General features: G+C 70.5%; 4 protein-coding genes. All 4 read left to right on the forward strand.

What is annotated here, in order from left to right; genetic code table 11:
- Window positions 1–294, forward strand: a 294-nt coding sequence (locus QZV84_RS03425; RefSeq protein ID WP_292825318.1) for a 2-oxo-4-hydroxy-4-carboxy-5-ureidoimidazoline decarboxylase, incomplete at its 5' end; no start/stop codon positions are given.
- Window positions 291–641 (forward strand): hydroxyisourate hydrolase, encoded by a 351-nt coding sequence (gene uraH / locus QZV84_RS03430; RefSeq protein WP_292825321.1) that lies wholly within the window; start codon window positions 291–293, stop codon window positions 639–641. The genes QZV84_RS03425 and uraH, both read left to right, overlap by 4 nt.
- A gap of 3 nt (window positions 642–644) precedes the next feature.
- Window positions 645–1,562 carry a factor-independent urate hydroxylase gene (gene pucL, locus QZV84_RS03435; protein ID WP_292825325.1) on the forward strand — a complete coding sequence of 306 codons (918 nt, stop codon included), beginning with the start codon at window positions 645–647 and terminating at the stop codon, window positions 1,560–1,562.
- A 26-nt stretch (window positions 1,563–1,588) separates the two neighbouring features.
- Window positions 1,589–2,989, forward strand: coding sequence for an amidohydrolase family protein (locus QZV84_RS03440; RefSeq protein WP_292825328.1), 1,401 nt, complete (start codon window positions 1,589–1,591; stop codon window positions 2,987–2,989).
- The last annotated feature ends 74 nt before the right edge of the window (window positions 2,990–3,063 follow it).

Genomic DNA, 3,063 nt, shown 5'->3' on the forward strand with positions numbered 1-3,063 from the left:
GGCGCAGAAGCGGCGGCATCTCGTCGCGAGCAGGCGTCGATGACGGATGCCGCGGCCGGCGTGACCGCCGCGATCGCGGCCGGCAATGCCGCGTATGAGCAGCGCTTCGGACGGGTGTTCCTGATCCGCGCCGCGGGGCGCTCGCCCGAGCAGATCCTCGCCGAGCTGCGTCGGCGGATCGAGAACGACGACGACACCGAGACCACCGAGGCGCTCAGTCAGCTCGCCGAGATCGCGATCCTGCGGCTGCGGGCTTCCCTCAGCGATGGTCCGGGGGAGAGGATCGCCTCATGAGCCACTTCACCACGCACGTTCTGGACGCCACCGCCGGAAGGCCCGCTCCGCACGTCGTGGTTTCGCTCGTCCGGCACCTCCCCGGCGGAGGCGCCGAGCCGATCGCGCAGGGAACCACCGACCTCGACGGCCGACTCGCCCTCGGCCCCGACGTGCTGGAGCCCGGTGTGTACGGGATCACCTTCGGCACCGGAGCCTACTTCGCCGACCGCGGCATGCCCGCCTTCTATCCGCTCGTCACTGTCACGTTCACCGTCGAAGACGCCGGCGGGCCCGAGTCCCCACGGCACCTGCACGTGCCGCTGCTGCTCAGCCCGTTCGCGTATTCGACCTACCGAGGGAGCTAGACCATGAGTGACGTGTCCGTCAGCCTGGGCGCCAGCAAATACGGCAAGGCCGAGAACCGGGTGGTGCGCATCTACCGCGACACCCCCCGCCACGAGATCGTCGACCTCAACGTCAGCTCGCAGCTTCGCGGCGCGGCCCTGATCGACTCGTACCTGACCGGCGACAACGCCCTGGTCGTGGCGACGGACACTCAGAAGAACACCGCGTTCGCGTTCGCGAAGCAGCACGGCATCCCGTCGGCCGAAGAGTATCTGCTCAAGCTCTCGGAGCACTTCGTGAGCGGCTTCGACTGGATCGAGGGCGGGCTCTGGCAGGCCGAGCAGTACGAGTGGCAGCGCATCGTGGTCGACGGCCGGCCGCACGACCACTCGTTCGTGCGCAAGGGCCAGGGCACACGCCTCGCTGCCGTGCAGGTGATCGACGGCGCGACGCATGTCATCGGAGGCGTGAAGGACCTCACGGTGCTCAAGTCCACCGGCAGCGAGTTCTCCGGATTCCCCCGCGACCGCTACACGACGCTCGCAGAGACCGACGACCGCATCATGGCGACGTCGGTCACCGGGCGCTGGCGGTTCCTGCCCGAAGCCGTCGAAGCCGGCATCGACTACAACGGCCTCTATGCCGAAGTGTCGGCCGTGCTGCTGTCGACCTTCGCGGCAGTGCACTCGCTTGCGCTCCAGCAGACCCTGTTCGCGATGGGCAAGGCCGCGATCCAAGCGCGGCCCGAGATCGCCGAGGTGCGCTTCGCGATGCCCAACAAGCACCACTTCCTCTCGGACCTCGCCCCTTTCGGGCTCGAGAACCCCGGCGAGGTCTTCTACGCCGCCGATCGCCCCTACGGCCTGATCGAAGGCACCATCACGCGCGACGGCGCGGCCGCGGCCCCCGACGCCTGGCTCGATCTGCCCGCGTTCGTCTGACCGTACGACCGCCAGGAGGAGTCGCGGTGACGATCTATCGGGGCCATCTGCTCCATGTGTCGGGCAGCCCGTCGCTCGACGGCGCGGCCGACGCGCTCGTCTCGGAGCCCGACGGCGCACTCGCCGTCGACGCCTCGGGCCGCATCGCCTATGCCGGGGCGTGGGCGTTGCTGCCGGCATCCCTCGCCGACCAGGAGGTCGTGCTCACCGGCGCGTGCCTGCTGCCCGGCTTCGTCGACACCCACCTGCACCTTCCGCAGACGCTCACCACCGACCAGTTCGGCGGCGGCGAGCTGCTCGAGTGGCTCGAGCGGCGCGTCTTCCCCGCCGAATCGCGCCTGGCCGACCCGGTGTTCGCCGACCTGGTGGCCGCGGAGTTCGTGCGGCGGCGCATCTCGGCCGGCACGACCTCGGCACTCGTGTTCGGCTCGGCGTTCCCCGAAGCGCAGGACGCGCTCTTCACGCGGACGCTGGATGCCGGTCTGCGCGTCGTGAGCGGTCGCGGCATCCAGACCGTGGGTCCTCCCAGCGCCGCCGCGCTGATCACCAGCGAGGACGCCGCGATCGGGCTCGCCCGCGACGAGATCGCGCGCTGGCACGGGCGGGATGCCGGCGAAGCGGCATCCGATCCGCGCACCGCCCTGGCCCAGGTCGCCCTCGTGCCGCGATTCAGCCTGTCGGTGACGCGCGAGACCCTCGGCCGCCTCGGCGATCTGTATGCGGACGTGCGCGGCGACGGGGTGTACTTCCACTCCCACCTGAACGAGAACGACCGGCCCGGCGACGGCGAGATCGCGTCGGTGCGGGAGCGGTACGGCGTGGACACGTACCTCGACACCTACGACGGGCGCTGCCTGCCCGGGTCGCGCACGAGCGGTGACAGCCTGCTCGGGCGTCGCAGCATCCTGGCCCACGCCGTGCACTGCACCGACCGGGAGCTGCATCGGCTCGCCGAGACCGGGTCGTCGATCGCGCACTGCCCGACCTCGCAGCTGTTCCTCGGCAGCGGCACCATGCCGTGGCAGCGCACCGCGGCCTCGGGCACGACGATCGCGATCGGCACCGACATCGGGGCCGGCGACGAATGGCTCATCCCGCGGGTGCTGAACGACTGCTTCAAGGTGCACATGAGCGAGCCGGGCGACTCTTCGACCGCGATCGACCCGGCGCAGCTGCTGTTCCTCGGCACCCTCGCCGGGGCGCGGGCGCTGGACCAGGAGCAGCACTTCGGCAACTTCGACACCGGCAAGGACGCGGACTTCGTGATCGTCGACCCGTCCGCTCAGCCCGGCTTCGCCCTCGCGATGGAGGTCGCGGCCGACGGCGGACCCCGGTCGCACCTCTTCTCCCTGCTGATGGGCATGCGCGAGGCATCCATCACGGGGGTGTTCGTGCGGGGCCGGCAGGTCGTGGCGCCAGAGGTCTAGCCGCCCGCACCTTCGCCTCAAGCGCGAGAAGGTGGGTTTCGCCGCGAGAAGGTGGGTTTCGCCGCGAGAAGGTG

This window comes from Microbacterium sp., assembly GCF_011620715.1.
In the GTDB taxonomy this organism is placed as follows: domain Bacteria; phylum Actinomycetota; class Actinomycetes; order Actinomycetales; family Microbacteriaceae; genus Microbacterium.

Bases quoted from the DNA above. Each gene is read 5' to 3' on its own strand.
- uraH (WP_292825321.1), top strand. From the start codon at position 291: ATGAGCCACTTCACCACGCACGTTCTGGACGCCACCGCCGGAAGGCCC.
- pucL (WP_292825325.1), top strand. From the start codon at position 645: ATGAGTGACGTGTCCGTCAGCCTGGGCGCCAGCAAATACGGCAAGGCC.